15 protein-coding genes and 1 tRNA gene are annotated in these 16,963 nt (G+C 45.3%); 7 read left to right on the top strand and 9 right to left on the bottom strand.

Features of this window, described 5'->3' with window-relative positions; translation table 11 throughout:
• Positions 1-601: 601 nt before the first annotated feature.
• From F6K63_RS30310 to F6K63_RS30295, 4 genes are all read right to left on the bottom strand, one after another.
• Entirely contained in the window at positions 602-1,474 is an 873-nt protein-coding gene (locus F6K63_RS30310; RefSeq protein ID WP_287265796.1) for a 6-carboxytetrahydropterin synthase, read from the bottom strand.
• A 90-nt stretch (positions 1,475-1,564) separates the two neighbouring features.
• Positions 1,565-2,266 carry a J domain-containing protein gene (locus F6K63_RS30305; RefSeq protein ID WP_009149080.1) on the bottom strand — a complete coding sequence of 234 codons (702 nt, stop codon included), beginning with the start codon at positions 2,264-2,266 and terminating at the stop codon, positions 1,565-1,567.
• Positions 2,267-2,399: 133 nt separating this feature from the next.
• Positions 2,400-3,350, bottom strand: coding sequence for a cysteine synthase A (gene cysK, locus F6K63_RS30300; protein WP_009149078.1), 951 nt, complete (start codon positions 3,348-3,350; stop codon positions 2,400-2,402).
• A 148-nt stretch (positions 3,351-3,498) separates the two neighbouring features.
• The gene (locus tag F6K63_RS30295) at positions 3,499-5,409 is read right to left on the bottom strand and encodes an iron uptake porin (protein WP_009149075.1); all 1,911 of its coding nucleotides are present in this window, start codon (positions 5,407-5,409) and stop codon (positions 3,499-3,501) included.
• Between the two features lie 226 nt (positions 5,410-5,635).
• On the opposite strand from F6K63_RS30295, the gene F6K63_RS30290 reads away from it, so the two are divergent.
• Entirely contained in the window at positions 5,636-5,935 is a 300-nt protein-coding gene (locus tag F6K63_RS30290) for a hypothetical protein (RefSeq protein ID WP_131826892.1), read from the top strand.
• Positions 5,936-6,099: 164 nt separating this feature from the next.
• Here F6K63_RS30290 and F6K63_RS30285 read toward each other — a convergent pair whose 3' ends face one another.
• Complete coding sequence (locus tag F6K63_RS30285; protein WP_009149074.1) at positions 6,100-6,381, bottom strand: 4a-hydroxytetrahydrobiopterin dehydratase; 282 nt, start codon at positions 6,379-6,381, stop codon at positions 6,100-6,102.
• Positions 6,382-6,892: 511 nt separating this feature from the next.
• Positions 6,893-7,951, bottom strand: a complete 1,059-nt coding sequence (gene psbD, locus F6K63_RS30280; protein WP_008183309.1) for a photosystem II D2 protein (photosystem q(a) protein) — start codon at positions 7,949-7,951, stop codon at positions 6,893-6,895.
• Positions 7,952-8,220: 269 nt separating this feature from the next.
• Between psbD and F6K63_RS30275 the strand changes: the two genes are divergently transcribed.
• The 4 genes from F6K63_RS30275 (at position 8,221) to F6K63_RS30260 (ending at position 10,136) form a co-directional block, all read left to right on the top strand.
• Positions 8,221-8,487 (top strand): UPF0367 protein family, encoded by a 267-nt coding sequence (locus F6K63_RS30275; protein ID WP_287314029.1) that lies wholly within the window; start codon positions 8,221-8,223, stop codon positions 8,485-8,487.
• 24 nt (positions 8,488-8,511) lie between these two features.
• Positions 8,512-9,180 (top strand): energy-coupling factor ABC transporter ATP-binding protein, encoded by a 669-nt coding sequence (locus F6K63_RS30270; protein WP_008177882.1) that lies wholly within the window; start codon positions 8,512-8,514, stop codon positions 9,178-9,180.
• 253 nt (positions 9,181-9,433) lie between these two features.
• The gene (locus F6K63_RS30265; protein ID WP_008188389.1) at positions 9,434-9,982 is read left to right on the top strand and encodes an NYN domain-containing protein; all 549 of its coding nucleotides are present in this window, start codon (positions 9,434-9,436) and stop codon (positions 9,980-9,982) included.
• A gap of 81 nt (positions 9,983-10,063) precedes the next feature.
• Positions 10,064-10,136: transfer RNA gene (locus F6K63_RS30260), tRNA-Glu, on the top strand.
• Between the two features lie 70 nt (positions 10,137-10,206).
• Here F6K63_RS30260 and F6K63_RS30255 read toward each other — a convergent pair.
• The 3 genes from F6K63_RS30255 to F6K63_RS30245 form a co-directional block, all read right to left on the bottom strand.
• Positions 10,207-11,886, bottom strand: coding sequence for an ABC1 kinase family protein (locus F6K63_RS30255; protein ID WP_287247537.1), 1,680 nt, complete (start codon positions 11,884-11,886; stop codon positions 10,207-10,209).
• A 145-nt stretch (positions 11,887-12,031) separates the two neighbouring features.
• Positions 12,032-14,095, bottom strand: a complete 2,064-nt coding sequence (locus tag F6K63_RS30250; RefSeq protein WP_008188387.1) for a GAF domain-containing sensor histidine kinase — start codon at positions 14,093-14,095, stop codon at positions 12,032-12,034.
• A gap of 647 nt (positions 14,096-14,742) precedes the next feature.
• Positions 14,743-15,681, bottom strand: coding sequence for a hypothetical protein (locus tag F6K63_RS30245; protein WP_287257103.1), 939 nt, complete (start codon positions 15,679-15,681; stop codon positions 14,743-14,745).
• A 160-nt stretch (positions 15,682-15,841) separates the two neighbouring features.
• On the opposite strand from F6K63_RS30245, the gene F6K63_RS30240 reads away from it, so the two are divergent.
• Complete coding sequence (locus F6K63_RS30240; protein ID WP_287314028.1) at positions 15,842-16,030, top strand: hypothetical protein; 189 nt, start codon at positions 15,842-15,844, stop codon at positions 16,028-16,030.
• A gap of 66 nt (positions 16,031-16,096) precedes the next feature.
• Positions 16,097-16,435, top strand: a complete 339-nt coding sequence (locus F6K63_RS30235; RefSeq protein WP_071102827.1) for an NAD(P)H-quinone oxidoreductase subunit M — start codon at positions 16,097-16,099, stop codon at positions 16,433-16,435.
• Positions 16,436-16,963 lie beyond the last annotated feature (528 nt).

Raw genomic sequence — 16,963 nt, 5'->3', positions numbered from 1 at the left:
GCTGCCACCAACAGATACACTGGAGCACTCCGAAAGGAGAGGATATCTAGGAGCCGTGTGAGATGAAAGTCTCATGCACGGTTCCGAAGGAGAGGTGCCCCGGATAATACCGGGCATCGACTCTAACATAAAGGCTTTTAGATTTAGTGCAGCTCGACCTAACAGTACTAGTGCGGGTACTTTACTACCATGATAACCGCATCAATGCTGGTTCCGGCAACTTTACATATATCATAACAAATGATATACTAACTCTAACTTATGGATGATTTAATCTCAGCAAATAAAAATCCCTAGGTCAGCATTCAGCCTAGGGCTAATGGGCTTAGGGCATACTACCCTTGCCAGCTAAAATCGCTGTTCATGATCAGTGCAACAGAAACGAGCCTGCCCGATCTAGGAATCTGCTGACAGGCTCATCGGCCAGCAGGTTACCCTGTTGGCGGTGGTATAACCGCATAATCCCAGCACTTTGAACCTGTGGAGATCTCAAGACTAGGATTGATCACGGCAGTGAACTGTCAACGGTTAACAGCCAACCATCAACACAACGATATGTCTAAACCTAGAGAACTAAATCTGTTCAACTAAATCTGTTCAACTACATCACAGTCAGCAGAGTTTCTGTAGATGATGTTGCTGCTGACTTGGTAGTCTCTGGTGTGCAATAGACTTCGCAGGAGTTATTGGGACTTTCACTCAATTTCACCTTATGAAGTTGGACATCCAATTCTTGAATTGGTTGTTGCAATAACTGACAAATATAGATAGCAATATTTTCGGCAGTAGGAACAACCCGGGCAAAGTATGGAATGTCTTTATTGAGGAAAGTATGGTCAAAAGCTTCCAGGACATACTCATCCATGACTTGCTGCAAGGAGCCTAGATCAACAATCATGCCAGTGCGCGGATCCATTTCACCCTTAACTGTCACTTCTATGTGATAGTTATGTCCATGTCCGTTGGGACGAGCACACTTACCGTAAATCTGGTAGTTTTCCTCGTCACTGAGGTCAGGATGAGCTAGTCGGTGAGCAGCGCTAAAGTGGTTACTGATAGTCAGATATACTTCCATACCGTTTCCTTGATAGTCAGCCCAGAGTTTTGGATGTTCAAATAGCTGAATCTTCAGTAGTGGTAGATAGGTAACCAAGCGTTGCCAAATTACTCGTGCTATGTTTTCGGTAGTAGGTAAGGTTTGCTGAAATTCTGACCAAACCTCATTGAGATAAGCGTAGTCAAGTTGGCTGGTGACCTCTCGTTGGATCACCGTTTTGACTTTAGACAAGTTTTTCACCATGCCATACTTATCCAACTGAGCGGTCAGGGAAACGAACAGAACGTAGTTGTGTCCGTGTCCAGGAAATCTGCTCCCCAAACCAAACCGCTGAAGGTTCTCAGCTTCACTCAGTTCTGGTAACCAGTATCGGTGGCTGGCTGAAAACTCAGCACGGCGCTTAATGACGCATTCCATGTCAAGTTAGGTAAACTAGACTTATTTTCAGGATAAACTAATTTGGATTAGTGGTCGTTGGTAAGCTAAAAAAATAATATTGGTTACCCATTAGCAAAAATCTTTAACTGTGTCTTTAGCTTCCCAGAGCAGATGGGAAGCTATTCTGAACAGTTCTTGACCTGTGTGTAGGTGGTAGTCGTCGTAGTTAAGGGTAAACAGCTTTAATTCTTCTATCCCATCTCCTAACTGATTAAGACAGTAGTAGAGGTTAGCAGCAGCACTGGCAACGGTGGCAGGATTAGGTTGAGACTGAAACAGTCTCTGAGCTTGATGGAGATGATCACCACACTCTTCCAGATAAGCTTCAAACTCTGCCATGAGTTCATCATCAAACGGGTCAGCGGAGAGTTCATCAAGTTGAGCCTCTAGAGGCTCAAGGATATGACTAATCCGGTGGTTTACAGGTTGATAAATTTGCTGCAACCATTCCCCTAGCTGGGCATCAGTCTTTTTTCCCTTTTGCCGATGATGCTGGTAATGTCTTTGGGCATGAGCTGTTCGCTGTTGTCGATTCTGAGGCTCTAATGAATCCTGAAAGTAATTCCTCTTTTGGTCATAGGAACGCCGTCGCTCAGGGTTACTGAGTACCTCATAGGCAGCATTAACTTGGATAATTTTTTCCGGATCAGCGGTGGGGCTGTTGCTATCTGGATGAAAGCGCTTGGCTAGCCGTCGGTAGGCTTGTTTAATTTCTAGGGTCGTAGCGTGGGGATGAACATCCAAAGTTTGGTAGTGATTCGAGTCTGACATGGGCTACACTAAACCTACTGAAACCGGCAGCGATAGTATAATTGAGGTAGCAACTAAGCTCAATCCTTATATTTCCATCGATTTCCAGAGGTTTTAGGATAACTACTGAACCGAAGCGCCTTGCCCCATAACACTAATCAGTGGTGGCGGTTGGCTCTTGGAAGAGGGGGGTGCTTAGGTACCGTTCCCCAAAACTCGGTTGAATCATGACAATCAGGCATCCCTCATTTTCTGGACGTTTGCCAACTTCAATAGCCGCTGATAGTATGGCTCCAGTGGAAATGCCGGAAAGAATTCCTTCTTCACGGGCTAAACGACGACCGTATGCGATCGCATCATCATCCGTAACTGTAATCACCTCGTCAAGAAGTTCAACCTTGAGTACTTCTGGAATAAAACCCGCACCGATACCCTGAATTTTGTGAGGTCCTGGAGACCCTCCAGAAAGTACAGAACTACCAGCTGGTTCAACTGCGATCGCTTTAAAACTGGGCTTGCGTTTTTTGATCGCTTCAGCAACACCAGTAATTGTACCACCCGTACCAACTCCAGCCACCAGGAAATCCACCTGTCCTTCCGTATCGTCCCAAATTTCTTCAGCGGTGGTACAATAGTGAATTTTGGGGTTAGCTGGATTACGAAACTGTTGCAGCATATAGGCATTGGATGTGGTTTCTACAATTTCCTGAGCTCGCCTAATACAGCCACCCATGCCTTCACTACCTGGTGTCAGTTCCAACTGAGCACCATAAGCTCGCAACATAGCCCGTCGCTCGATGCTCATTGTCTCTGGCATGGTTAGGATCAGTTGGTAACCCTTGGCTGCCGCTGCCATTGCTAGAGCAATACCTGTGTTTCCCGAGGTCGGTTCCACCAAAATAGTTTTGCCGGGGGTAATCCACTCATTCTGCTCCGCTGTGTTGATCATGCTAACACCAATCCGGTCTTTAACAGACGAAGATGGATTCATGCCCTCTAGCTTGGCTACAATTCTAGCGACACAGCCTTCTGCTTGAGGAATACGGTTTAATTGTACTAGAGGTGTCCGACCAACCAGTTCGGTAATATTTGGAGCAATTCGCATAACTGTTGGAAATTCTGAGTTATTAGTTGTTATCCATCATCCATCCTAGTATTTTTTGACACTCCCACCCCTTCAAACAAAAATCCCCGCCTAGGGGCAGGGAAACCTAACTAATTCTCAATAGTCCTTGGGCAATTAGCCAGGGTCTTTAGAAGGTGAATGTGGTTCTGATGGTACCAATCACAGCATCATCATTACCGTCACTCTGCTCTGGATTAATCACCCAGATCACACCAGGAGTGATAGAGATATTATCGGATAGCTGATACTTGTAGAAGCCTTCTATGTGAATGGGGGTATCAATCTCATTCAAATCCGAATAGGGGACTGCACCACCAAAGAAACCTAACACACTACCTTCTTTCCCAAAATCGGGGAAGGCTAAACCACCGCCGTAACTCCAAATTTCACCATCTCCTTCACCAATCACAATCACATCGGTGTAGTTGAAAAATCCACTAAAGGAAATCTTGTCGGTGAGGCGAAACGCTAATTCTGCTCCGTAGGAGTTGGTTACCTTGTCAGCTGAATCAGCTATACGACTAGCAAGAAGTGCTTCTTGATTTAAGTTGGCAGCACGAGTACCTACTATACCATCTTCTCCAGCGCCTTTGCTGAATATGGCACTGTTCTCTTTATGGAAACCATGGACGTAAGTAAAGCCCACACCAATGCGGTCGTTGACGTTGAAGTTCAACTGACCCAAGGCAGAATAATCACCATTGAACAGACCTGAACCTTCATCAGGATCTGACGCATTGCCAGCTAGGTAACCCAGTGTGACAGTACTTGGTCCAATCACGCTCTCTAGTAAACCGAGTTGGAAGCTAACCCCTAAACCAGCACCACCACCAATCCGATAGATGGGGTTTTGTTGAGAAAATGTGGATAGAGAGCCACTACCACCATCGAAGTCTTGGAAATAGGGATTGAGTGTAGGAACGTAATCATCATGCCGACCACCAAAGGCAGCAATGTAAGTTGATACTTGACCAAACGGACCAATAGGAATGTCACCGTAATAGGCTAACCAGTCAACTCCTATATCGTTCCCGTCACCAGTACCATCAATCTCAGTGTTAAAGGTCTGGGTGAGTTCTGGGGTAATCTCACCCCCCGCTGTGAAGGCATTCAGGTTACCAGCACTCAGACGAGTTACTAAACTGTCTTGACCAGTGAAGCTGGTGTCGAGAACTAAACGAACCCTGTCACCAAAGACAACTTGGTTATTGTCATCTTCCCCAAAATCACCAAAGTTATTGGTCAGGGCGAATATGACTTCCCCTTCCAGTTTCGTAGTAGTGGAGAATTGGTGATCCTCTAGGAATGCGACTCGACCTTCGAGGTTATCGACCCGTGCTCCGAGGGTAGCCAGTTCTGCCTCAAACTCTTGAATCAGCCGTTGCAGCGTTTCTAAGTCTTCACGGGTAATAAAGTCAGCAGTACTAGCAGCAATTAAACGCTCAATCTGGTTCAAACAAGCGTTCAAGCCAGCCGCAAATTCGTAACGGGTGGTAGCACGGTTGCCACGGAAGGTGCGGTTTGGGTAACCAGCGATACAACCGTAGCGCTCTACCAGACTACGCAGAGCTTCATAAGCCCAGTCTCCAGGAGAAACATCCCGCAGTTGGGAAACACTAGTTACCTGATCTTGGCTGTTACTGCCTTCTTTACCGTAGCGTTGAATTTGATTTAACAGCTGGCTGTTATCTGAGGCTGAGGGGACGGCTTGGGCTATTTTTGTTTCTGCCTCCGGTACGTCTACCTTAGGAACTAGGGTATCGGCCTTTAAAGTTAATGATGTTCCCTCACCCAAGGTGGAGCCCATCGACCTGGAAAAAACTGGGGTATCCTTTACTTCTGGAGCAGTGGGGGCCGCCGCGATCGCCATTGTCTTTACTGGGACAGCTTGAAGTGGGGCAGCTTCCGTAGTAACTTGATTCTCAACTGTTAAGGAGTTGGCCTTGTTGGCTGCCTGTACCTCATTGGTACCAAAGGCGAGAGCAGCACCCACTACAGCAGGACTTATCAGTAGGGACTTCAACAGTAGTTTAGACATCTTCTCTTAATCCTCACACCTTTACAATTATTGAACTCTCCCCCGGATCAATCACGGAGGATGGTGACATACTCCCGACGCTGACAAGCACGCGACAGCACGGGCTTCTTACCAACACCAGCTACTGCTTAGGTTACTCGGTAAGCTTTATTAACGACACGGGATGCCCCTCCGCGCCGGAACAATACAAAAAAGTTCTATTTTCTTTGTACTGCAGGTGCGACCCGTGGCGAATTTAATTCGCCGACGGAAAGCGCACCTATGGAATTTTACCCATCCACAGATAACTCAAACTATCAAGTTTTTTCTGAAGGTCACCCCATATTCGTTGGTTGTCAAGGTTCAGGCGCGTAGGTGGCGGTTAGCTCTTAATTTGTTTTTCCCTACTATCCCTAGTACATCGCATTGGAAAGCTCTGTTCCGACCCTTGCCCCGCGCTCCATCCCTACACTTACTCTATACGGTAAAGTACGGGGATTCTCGCGGTTTAGATAAGAATCAGCGCTATTGCGATGAAACCTATTAACCTATTACAGGAACAATTTATTAGAGGAACAATTCTTATACTATAGCCTTTATCGACAAAGTGCTATACAAACTTTTTTGCCAATGCCTGTGAATGAACTTCTGCGCTAGCTGCGGGTCTATTGCTAAAGCAATTGTCACTTATTTAGAGTTATTGAAAGGATATTAACCCAGCTCTGAAATAACTTGCGCTAGGTCAAAATCTTTTGAGGTTAAGCCACCACTATCATGAGTGGTTAGAGTAATCGTTACCTTATTGTAAGAAATCTCTAGGTCAGGATGGTGTCCTGCAACTTCAGATGGTTCAACAAGTTTATTCACAAAAGCGATCGCTTCTACAAAACCCTTGAATGTCTTTTTACTACGCAGGGTTTTCCCTTCCACACTCCAGTCTTCTAGCTGACTCGCCTTGGCTTGAATTTCTGCATCGCTGAGTAGTTGAGCCATGATGGTTAGATCCACTCCTTCAACAATCCCAAAAAAAGACTATCCGCTCTCACGGCTAGTGTTTTGGTTAATCCATAACACCTGGTGTGAGAGCGGTCTAGCGGGTCTTCTGATTGAAACCAGGCTGCCGAGAGGAACTCTTAGGTAGCCCTGCCTAAGCAGTCATATAGATTCTCCGTAGAGAATCCAGCTAACTCCTAGAGAACAGCCCCGGCGCACAGCCGGCTAACTCCAACCAGATGACCCATGAGTTTACTACTATCTTCCATGGGCATCACCTCCTTTAATCCCTAAGCGGTTTTTTGTACCTTTCCAGGATTATTACCTTTTCTTACAATAACAGAGTATCCCTCAAATGGCAACCTCTGGAAACTAGCATAATTATAAGTTCAGCGAAGATTGCTCAGAACGTTCCAGTTTTCTGTTTCTAGAACTGCTCAAAGCCCCACCTCCAGGTGGGGCTTTGAGCAAATCCAAGCGCTAACCTTAATTCGGGATCAGCCTTGGAGTGTTACAGAGCGTTACCGCGAGGCAGTACTTCCTCAGGGAACTCAAAGTTTTGGTGAGGTTGATCTGCTGGAGCCATCCAAGCCCGCAGACCCTCGTTCAGCAAGATGTTCTTAGTGTAGAAGGTTTCAAACTCTGGATCTTCTGCTGCCCGGATTTCCTGGGACACGAAGTCATAGGCTCGTAGGTTCAATGCTAAACCTACAATTCCCACTGCACTCATCCACAAGCCAGTTACTGGCACAAACAACATGAAGAAGTGTAACCAGCGCTTGTTAGAGAAAGCAATTCCGAAGATTTGAGACCAGAAGCGGTTGGCGGTGACCATTGAGTAGGTCTCTTCCGCTTGGGTCGGGTTGAACGCCCGGAAGGTGTTGGCTTTGTCCCCATCCTGGAACAGGGTATTTTCTACCGTTGCCCCATGAATGGCACACAGCAGAGCACCACCGAGTACTCCAGCTACGCCCATCATATGGAAGGGATTCAGTGTCCAGTTGTGGAAGCCTTGCAGGAACAGGATGAAACGGAAAATACCCGCTACTCCGAAGCTAGGTGCAAAGAACCAGCTGGACTGTCCCAACGGGTACATCAGGAACACGCTGACAAATACTGCAATCGGCGCACTGAATGCGATCGCGTTGTAGGGTCTAATGCCTACTAGACGAGCAATTTCAAATTGCCGCAGCATGAAGCCAATTAGACCAAACGCTCCGTGGAATGCCACGAAGCTCCACAACCCTCCTAGTTGGAACCAGCGGGTCAAGTCTCCTTGAGCTTCTGGTCCCCACAACAGCAGCAGGGAGTGTCCCAGGCTGTTGGGAGGAGAGGATACTGCTACGGTCAGGAAGTTGCAGCCTTCGAGGTAGGAAGAGGCTAAGCCGTGGGTGTACCAAGAAGTAACAAAGGTGGTACCAGTTAGCCAGCCCCCCAAAGCCATGTAGGCACAGGGGAACAACAGAATGCCTGACCAGCCAACGAATACAAAGCGGTCGCGCTTGAGCCAGTCGTCGAGGATGTCAAACCATCCTCTGGTGCTGGGGGCGCGTCCTACTGCTACTGTCATAGCAAGGATCTCCAGATATATATAAGTACGGTAAGCCGATTTACTTTCTTGCCAACTTTGCTACCTTACTAAAGGGCGTCTAAGTAAAGAAAAGTAAAGTTCGTCTAATATAACTATCATAATATGTCATAATTCTTAATTTTGCTACCCCCTTAAAAAAAAATTAGGTAATAACTGCACCCAAGATACCGCTCTTACCCCGGTTTGGGCTGGGGTCTAAGATAAGAAAAAGAAGTACATTTATAGAACGCGCTACGGCTTGATACTCCATGTTCACCATTGACTTGATTCTAAGGAATACACCCATGCCACTGTCTGTGCAACGTAAGTCAGAAGAAGAGGCGCAAGCGACCTACCAGGAAATTTTGACAGCCATGCTCTCTGGGCATCCTCAGTTGTTAGAACTCAGCTGCGATCACCAGCCAGAGAAGAAAATTGGCGTTCTCAGCGATCAGATCAGTGCAGCAATGATTTCTCAAAAATCTGGAGCCACAGGCTCAGGACGTACTCCCGGCTTCTTTGCCATGGCTGAATAAATTCATGGAACAGCAAGATATATAATGACTCAACCAGCAATTCAAGTAAGAGAGGTTGGCTTCAACTGGCCTAAAGGGGGGACAGTTTTGCAATCTTGCTCCCTGGAAGTCCCTAAGGGGGAGTTTTGGATGCTCTTAGGAACCAATGGCAGTGGTAAATCAACCTTACTTAGATTACTGGCTGGTTTATTGTCCCCCCAATCCGGTGAAATTTACCTAGCGGGTTCAGCAGGTTTTGTTTTCCAGAATCCTGATCATCAGCTAGTGATGCCTACCGTAGGTGCCGATGTAGCCTTTGGACTGGTAGCAGAAAAGCTCGACCTAGCTCAAGTTCAAGCCCGGGTAAAAGAAGCTCTAGCTGCGGTCAATTTACTAGACCTAGAACGACGCCCGATCTATGCCCTCAGCGGTGGTCAGAAGCAGCGAATTGCGATCGCTGGTGCGATCGCAAGACAGTGCGAGATTTTATTGTTAGATGAACCCACTGCCCTACTCGATCCAGATACCCAGATGGATTTAGTATCACAAGTGCGAAATTTAGTCAAAAGTAGAGGATTGACAGCCATTTGGGTTACGCACCGTTTGGATGAGTTGGATTATTGTGATGGAGCATTTTTGTTAGACCAGGGTCGGGTCATTGACCAAGGTCAACCGGAACGCCTGAAGCAAAGACTGGTAAGTCCTAATCACTGATTCTCGGGAAGTTTCCGGAAAGTGGTAGGATTTGTAATCGGCTAACTGTTAACAACAATAAGTGTTATAAATAACACTTATTGTTGTTATTGTAATATGATATGTTTTAATAGTTAAAGGTTGAGTGTTATTTTTGCTCAATCCTTTTGCCTTTTTCTCAAGTGCAATTTATACTAATATAAAGAAATGTTAAATTTATTCTGGCCAATATGAGCAGTCCATAGGGACTGTAAATAGTATAATCCCATGGAAAATGTCTTGTTCTTCACCGCTGGCTATTTTACTAGTTGATGGCTATAACGTCATTGGCTCTTGGTCTTTCCTGAAAAATACCCGTGATCGTGATGGTCTGCTGAGTTCTCGCCAAGAGTTAATTGAGACCCTAGCCAATTACAGTGCCTTTGTTGGCTATGACACTGAGATTGTCTTTGATGCTCACTCACTCAATACCCCTAACAGTCGTGAGGTGATAACTAATAATTTATCCGTTTACTACACCGATTTCGGGGAGACAGCAGACACTTACATCGAAAAATTTTGCGCCTCCTATAGAACCAACCTTGTTCAACCAACTAAACGTCTGATCGTCGCTACCTCAGATCGGGCACAGCAATTGACTGTTGTCGGGTATGGTGCTCAATGCATGTCTTGCCAGCAGTTGCTCAGCGATGTTGAATTCACAGCTCGTCGAACCCGCCGCAAATACCGACCACAGAAATCCTCTCGTGGTCGTTTTTTAGTCAATTCCTTGGATGCCAAGGCTCAGCAGCGCCTAGAACAGTTGCGAAATAGTATCAAGTAAGGGGAGTGGAAAAAAATTTCCTGATCAAACACTTGACACAAACCAAAATATCCACTATTATTATAAAAGTGAAATCAATAAGCCCCCATCGTCTAGAGGCCTAGGACACCTCCCTTTCACGGAGGCGACAGGGATTCGAATTCCCTTGGGGGTATATAAAAAATAAAATACAACATAAAAAATACAACAGCTTAGGGTAGGCGATCTAATAAATATAAGATTGCCTACCTTTGGGCTAACCTATCCAGTCTTTCTCTAATGGCTAAGTTAATCAGAGAACGCAGCAAAATCAAAAACCAGAATGCGGAAAAGGCAAAGGCGGCTATCGCCCATCCACTATAAGGACCTGATAGGAAAATAGTACCGGCTACCAGAGTAAATCCAGTTAAACAAGCATAAATTAGGCTTTTTAGAGCAAGGGTGATCTGCTTGAGAGTGCGATCGCTTTCTACAGAACGCACCCGCAATTGTAACTCTCCCAGCTCGAGCCGCTCTTCTAAGCGTCGAATTGCTAGTTCGGTAGCGCTAGCCTTACGTAAGTTATATTTCACAAAATCCCTAGCTTGTTTAGCTAGTTCCCCCACTATATTCCCCCGCCCTTGAAAAACAGCCAGGCTTTTAACAAAAGGCTCTGTAGCAGCTAACAAATTATACTGGGGATCTAGGGAACGAGCGATCCCATCAAGAGTTGTTAGTGACTTTAATATAAATGTCAGTTGTGCTGGTAGGCGAAAAGGTTGCTGCTCAAACATTAAGTAAAGTTCGCTACTGATTTCCTCAAAAGCTTGTAATTCTATGGGCTTTTCGGTAAATTTTTCCAGTAGGAAAGCAACTAATCGCTTGACTGGCTTGAGATCTGACATGGGTTCAATTAACCCCATGTAAGTTAAACTATTAACGACCTGATCAGTGTCCTTACGCAGTACAGCAAAAAAAGTCTGGAGCATTTGGTCTTTAGTCATGGACTTGACCTCCAGCATTGTGCCAAAGTCATAGAAAATCAGACTGCCCTCTGCAGAGACTGCCATATTTCCAGGATGAGGGTCAGACTGAAAAAAGCCATCTTGTAATAACTGCTTGAGGTAGCAACAAATTCCCAGCTGAATAATTTCTTTAGGATTTATGCCTAGGGATTCCAGGCTCTGACGGTCATCAATTTTAATCCCCGGCATATACTCCATAGTCAAAACTTTTTTAGTTGTATATCGCCAGTAGACTTTCGGGACACTAATACGAGCATAATTGCTGAAATTTTGACGAAAACTCTCAGCATTCTTCCCTTCATGGATGTAGTCAATTTCTTGATAGAGCAGGTTAAAAAACTCATGGGTGATGGAATCCAAATCATATTTTCTGGTTCCCGGAACAAATCGATTGACAAAACGAATCAATCGATGGATAATCTCAAAATCTAGGTTAAATAGCTTTTCTAAGCCAGGACGCTGAACCTTAACGACTACATCTTCCCCGGTGTGCAATCGGGCTTTATGAACTTGTCCCAAACTCGCAGCGGCTAGAGGAAAATGCTCAAAATCCCGATACAAACCATGAATGTCGTGACCCAGTTCTGATTCAATTAGAGTTATAGCATCGGTTACACTAAATTCTGGGATCCGATCTTGTAATTGCGCCAAGGCATTCACATATTCTAAGCTAAGTAAATCAGGGCGTGTGGATAGTGCCTGCCCAATCTTGATGAACGTTGGACCTAAGTCTAAGAGCTTTCTAACTAACCACTGGGCTCGACGATTTCTTTGCTTGGGGGAATTATTAGCCGATACCTTGTCCCACCATAAATAAACCATAAACTGCGCTGCCGCAGTAAAAATATCGATCTGGCGAGCCAGGGGAGAATAGTTAGGTTGTTGCCAACGTGGTGGCTTGGGCGCATCAGTTGTGAGCATACTCAGCTATTCATAGTTACTCCTATTCAATCCGGGAGTATAAATCAGATCATATCCACTTTAATACCTATTCTTCCCAGTTAGTCTTCCGAGCTATTAGTCATTAGTGATTAGTTTTGCCTTCTTACTTACTAATGACTAAGTTTTACATAAAAGATTGAACCTGGGGCAGAGTAATTGTGAAAGATACCCGAGAGGTGCGAGGAGTGTCAGACGGGCCAGTGGAGACATCTACTGTGCCATTGAGATGCTGCACTAAGCATTTTACTAGCGCTAGACCCAAACCAGTACCCTGAACTGCTCTTTGGGTCATCCCCTGACCGCGATGGAATTTATCAAAAATATGTCTGAGGTCTTCTGGAGAGATGCCCTGACCAATATTGCTCAAACTCATCACAATCTGCTTCACCGATTGCTGGATTTGCTCAGTTACCTCGATCACCACTGTAGTATTTGGGTGAGAATACTTGCCAGCATTGGTTAAAAGTTCCAGCAAGATACGGTTAAGGCTCTCAGCGTCGGTGTTGATCAAGAGCGATGGTAGTGAACTATTGATTGTTAAGGTTAAGCCTTTCTGCGCCCATTTGTACTCAAAGGATTTAGCCAAGTGCTTAATCATCGGCATCAGGTCAATTCTTTGCAGCTGCAGTTGGGACTGGTCAGATTCCAGCTGCTGTAGACTCAACAGGTCGTTAATTAGCTCAATTTCTTGATTACACTGTTGCTCAAGGATTTCTAGATATTTGGCACGACGCTCAAGATCAAGTTTGGGTTGACGTAACATCCGAATCGCTAGACTCATGGCAGTCAAAGGTGTCCGCAACTCATGATTCATGCTACTGAGAAATTCGTCTTTGAGCCGATTTAATTCTTTTAACTGACCCATTTGCTGGCGAGTTCTTTCGTATAACTCTGCCTGAACTTTCAGACTATGTTGTAACTGAGCCGTGCGTTCTTCAACAAGGGATTGTACTTGCTGGAGAGTCTGATTTTGGATAATAGTGCTACTAACTTGTGTACTGACCCACTTGACCAAGTTGATTTGATTTTCTAGCCAAGGGCGAGGTTGACTATTTTGCAAGACCAAGAACCCCAAAACCTTAACGGATAGCAAGCCATGATTATCTGCCCCAACCAGAGGACAGATCAGTAACCCTGGCAATAGGACCTGATCTAGGAGTGAGATGCTCTGGTGGTCAGCTTTACCAATCGGGTGATCTGGTCTATGGGTAATGACTATCGGTTCAGGGGCTTGCTTGAGAGCCTGTTGGTACCAAGAACACTCAGAAACTGGGAAGGATTTATTTAACAGTGCGTCGCCTTTTGAAAATAGATCAGTAGTAGAGGTTTCCTGTAACCATTCACAAACGACTGTCAGATCATGTTTTGGTGAATGCTGTCCTGGTACAGTGCAACCAAGGGGATTCGTTTCATCTAAGAGTAGCAGTAGTGCCCGTGACACCTGAAGTGCTTCAGCAACAGCCGTGGTAGCTATCTGGAAAATCTCCAGGAGATTGAGAGAGCTATGCATCACTTGACTCAATTGGTTGAGCAGAGTTTGGTCTCGAGTAGCCGCCTTCACTTGGTGGGTTAGCTGAACTTGAGAAATTGCTACTGATACCCATTGGGATACAACAATTAACTGTTCTTGCTCTGTCTTTGTCCATTGGTAAGGCTGGGCTTTTCCTAAAACAATTACCCCGTTGACTACAGACTGAAACTTTGTGGAGGTCTTCAGTATTGCCCTGGCAGATAGCACTTCTTCACCCAAATCTAAGTTAGACCAAGCATCGGATTTTTGCCAATCTGAAATTGCCAGTACTGAGTCACTGCCTAAGTCATCCTCTGTGGTTAAGAGTTCCAGCAGTTGCACTGGATTTTTGTAGTATCGGTGTTCTGGGTCGAGGTGTTGATCAGCACGCCACCAGGCTAGTTGGGGTGTAGTGCTAGGGTTAGCCAGCCCCCCAATTAAACAGCTATCCACCTGAAAACTCTCTCCTATAGCCTTGGCCAGCATGGCCAACAGAGTTTGCGTTTCTGAGGTATTTAGTATAGTCTTAGCAATTTGTTGCCCGATCTGAGCTAACTCTGTCGGGTAAGGCATGAGTGAACCCTGATGTTCCTGGCTAAAGGTTGGTTCAAATGTACCTGAGAGACGGGACTTGATGGAATTTACTCTTGGGGCAAAAATCGCGCTTTCTGCATCCATTATGCTAGTTGCACAACTTGTGAATACTGGTCTTGACTAGAGCAACTGTTAAAACAGTAATCTCGCTAGGATTAGTGTTCCCGGCATCAGAGTGCTTTTGATCAAGAGATTGGAGTTTTTTACGACAACCGACCTACACACCCGTTCAATCATCACTGCTGGTTAGAGGAGAAGCTGTGGGTCGGTGGCACAACTTGCATCATGTAATCGTCACAGTTGAGTTAAACTCGTCCCCGGTGAGCTTGACCCGTAATTAAATTCGCTTTAGGTGCGCGCCTCCTAGGCCGGGGAACCCGGCCTAGGAGGCGCGCCTATCGGCAAAGCCGACGCGGGGCGCGAACGGGCGCGCACCACGATATCAACAATGGTTACTGCTCGAAATTCGTCTACCCAATTAATTCTGATCGGTAGATTGGATGAGGGCTTGTTGGAGTTTCGACCTAAGGCACAGAGCGTAAAAATCCCAAAAGGCGCGTGCCTCTGAGTTGGGTAGACTAGTAGTACCTGGAAACCCAGGAGAGAATTGAGAAACTCCAGATATCTCCCCTGGGATTGAAATAGATTCACTTTGAACACCTTAAACACCTTGAGCACCTTTTTATACCGTTTTTTAAACAAAACTGATTTAAAACTTCAATTCAACACTACTAGGAGCGCTTCTTTCTAGCTTGTTTTTGAGCTTCCTCACTGTTTTTTCGATACAGTATAACCCGATAACGAGCTATCTGGTAGCGTTGGTCATCAGGTTTTACCGTCTCCATTAGATTTGATGCCCGTTCCCACTTAGCTGCCACATCTAACCATTGAGCTGAGGTTTCGACACTTTCACCTGCTGCCGCTGCTTCTTGAGCTAGGCGCATTGCTTCAGTAAAGGGGTCCCGAGTAAAGGGGGGGTCTGGATTACTAGAAGATCCCGATGAAGAAGAATTGGCTGGGTCTTTTGCCGAATGGTCGGCTTGAGTTGGGTTTAGGGATTCGATTTCCCTCCCAAACCAATCATTCAGTAACCAACCTACTAGGATCAGGAATAAACCCAAACCTAACCCAATCACAACACCTTGCCGCAATCGACCTTTTTTACGTAGTTGACTGTAAGAAGCTGGCGGTAAGACCAGTTGCTGACTCGGTAGTTTTTTTTGGCTCAGTTGACGGGAAAATCCTGGTGTTAGAGCCAGTTGCTGGCTCGGTAGGTTTTGGCGATTGTTGAAGGTTTGAGCCAGTTGCTTGAAGAAATTTGGCCTAGTAAGGGTTATGTCTTCGTACCACAACAGCTGATTGTCTGGGTCACGGCTAATTTCTTCTAACCAGAGTAATTGTTCCTCTCGCACGATGCGGCTGTTGATCCTGACACGACGAATGTTACGCGGTGAAATTTCTTCCAGAATTTCCTGGATTTGACTGACTAGAATCGATTGTTCCAGCTGTTCCGGTTTTGCTGCTTCACACAAAACTTGCAATACGCCATCAGCCAGAATGGCTCTAGTTCTCACCCCAAAATCGGCTAATCGTTCATTCAGTGTTTGAATAATTGCCACCACGCTACCCTGGTGGGCTTGTCTAGCAATATCTTCCATGGTACCAGACATTTTTTTTAGCTATGACATTGGATTAGTGTGTTTGACTTTACTTAATATAGTTTTTCCCTTTAGAGTACCAGGATCTTCCATTAGTGCATGTATTGTTAATTTTTCTTGCCCCGTGGAGACCACTGCTAAAACCCAGGTGGATATAGTAATTATCAGAATCATGAGGTACACAGTTTTTTTTATTCCCCCTACCAGTCCCGGAAAACCATACTCGATCAACTCTCCCGGTGCGCTTACAGTCGTCGAATTAAATTCCCATGGTAGTGCGCGACCCAAGGCCGGGGAACCCGGCCTTGGGTCGCGCCTTCAGGTCGCACCGCAAATCTTTGATTGGTTTGCAGGGAATTGACATGGTGAGCATTGACTACTGCCTGAAAAGATGAAAAAATAAAGGCTGTGAGCAGGAGGTTTATAGATGCTGTTAAAGTCAACCACTCGTCATGTCCGAATCTATACAGCAGAGGTAAAAAACAACGAACTAGTCGGGAGTGATAACGTTCTCACCTTAGACATTGACCCCGATAACGAATTCAATTGGAATGAAGACGCTCTACAGCAGGTTTACCGGAAGTTCGATGAGTTGGTTGAATCCTACAGCGGATTTGATTTAACCGAATACAACCTCCGTCGTATCGGTTCTGACCTAGAACACCTTGTGCGATCGCTTTTGCAAAATGGACAAATTAGCTACAATACGGAAAGCCGAGTGATTAATTACAGTATGGGATTGCCCCAAGTAGAACCTGAGAATTAGGCAGTAGGAGATAGGCTGACAAGCTACTTTCAAACCAAGTCACGACGGGAGCGAATAACTCAAGCGCCTGTCTGCCTTCATCCCCGGCCAAACTGTAGCTGGTTTACCAAAAAAATTGGGTTTAAAGCCCCGTCCTTATAGGAGACGAAACCTTAGATAGTGGAGCCTTATTACAAAAGACCGTTACCTTTTACGCATAACCTGCCGACTATAAAGGCTCCACTATCTTACGGTAACTTCAACGGACGGCTTTTTTTAGATATGCCTTGACAGTTTTCGTCTAGCACGTTAAGATAAATAAAAACATAATAAAAAAAACGATTAGTACTTTAGATAAACATAATCTTAAAATAAGTAGACAATGTAAAAAACCTGTTTTGAGATAATCATGTTGCATAATCAAATCTAGCGATTTGGAAGTCTATGAAAATCAAGATTAAAAAACATTGTTTGTCTAAATTTATTAAATAATTTAGGTACGGTGGGGTTAGAAGTTACCGTAATCAGAGGGTCGCCTTTAAGGGTTAC

The organism is Moorena sp. SIO1G6, from assembly GCF_010672795.1.
GTDB lineage: Bacteria > Cyanobacteriota > Cyanobacteriia > Cyanobacteriales > Coleofasciculaceae > Moorena > Moorena producens.
Note: the sequence above shows the minus strand (reverse complement) of the source record. Positions and strands in the feature narration are given on the sequence as shown.

What these genes read in the sequence shown, in the direction of transcription:
- F6K63_RS30240 (WP_287314028.1), top strand. Translation starts at nt 15,842, where the DNA reads ATGAGGTACACAGTTTTTTTTATTCCCCCTACCAGTCCCGGAAAACCA.
- F6K63_RS30295 (WP_009149075.1), bottom strand. Translation starts at nt 5,409, where the DNA reads ATGTCTAAACTACTGTTGAAGTCCCTACTGATAAGTCCTGCTGTAGTG.
- F6K63_RS30305 (WP_009149080.1), bottom strand. Translation starts at nt 2,266, where the DNA reads ATGTCAGACTCGAATCACTACCAAACTTTGGATGTTCATCCCCACGCT.
- F6K63_RS30275 (WP_287314029.1), top strand. Translation starts at nt 8,221, where the DNA reads ATGTTCACCATTGACTTGATTCTAAGGAATACACCCATGCCACTGTCT.
- F6K63_RS30250 (WP_008188387.1), bottom strand. Translation starts at nt 14,095, where the DNA reads ATGGATGCAGAAAGCGCGATTTTTGCCCCAAGAGTAAATTCCATCAAG.
- F6K63_RS30310 (WP_287265796.1), bottom strand. Translation starts at nt 1,474, where the DNA reads ATGGAATGCGTCATTAAGCGCCGTGCTGAGTTTTCAGCCAGCCACCGA.
- F6K63_RS30235 (WP_071102827.1), top strand. Translation starts at nt 16,097, where the DNA reads ATGCTGTTAAAGTCAACCACTCGTCATGTCCGAATCTATACAGCAGAG.
- F6K63_RS30245 (WP_287257103.1), bottom strand. Translation starts at nt 15,681, where the DNA reads ATGTCTGGTACCATGGAAGATATTGCTAGACAAGCCCACCAGGGTAGC.
- psbD (WP_008183309.1), bottom strand. Translation starts at nt 7,951, where the DNA reads ATGACAGTAGCAGTAGGACGCGCCCCCAGCACCAGAGGATGGTTTGAC.
- F6K63_RS30270 (WP_008177882.1), top strand. Translation starts at nt 8,512, where the DNA reads ATGACTCAACCAGCAATTCAAGTAAGAGAGGTTGGCTTCAACTGGCCT.
- F6K63_RS30255 (WP_287247537.1), bottom strand. Translation starts at nt 11,886, where the DNA reads ATGCTCACAACTGATGCGCCCAAGCCACCACGTTGGCAACAACCTAAC.
- cysK (WP_009149078.1), bottom strand. Translation starts at nt 3,350, where the DNA reads ATGCGAATTGCTCCAAATATTACCGAACTGGTTGGTCGGACACCTCTA.
- F6K63_RS30265 (WP_008188389.1), top strand. Translation starts at nt 9,434, where the DNA reads ATGTCTTGTTCTTCACCGCTGGCTATTTTACTAGTTGATGGCTATAAC.
- F6K63_RS30285 (WP_009149074.1), bottom strand. Translation starts at nt 6,381, where the DNA reads ATGGCTCAACTACTCAGCGATGCAGAAATTCAAGCCAAGGCGAGTCAG.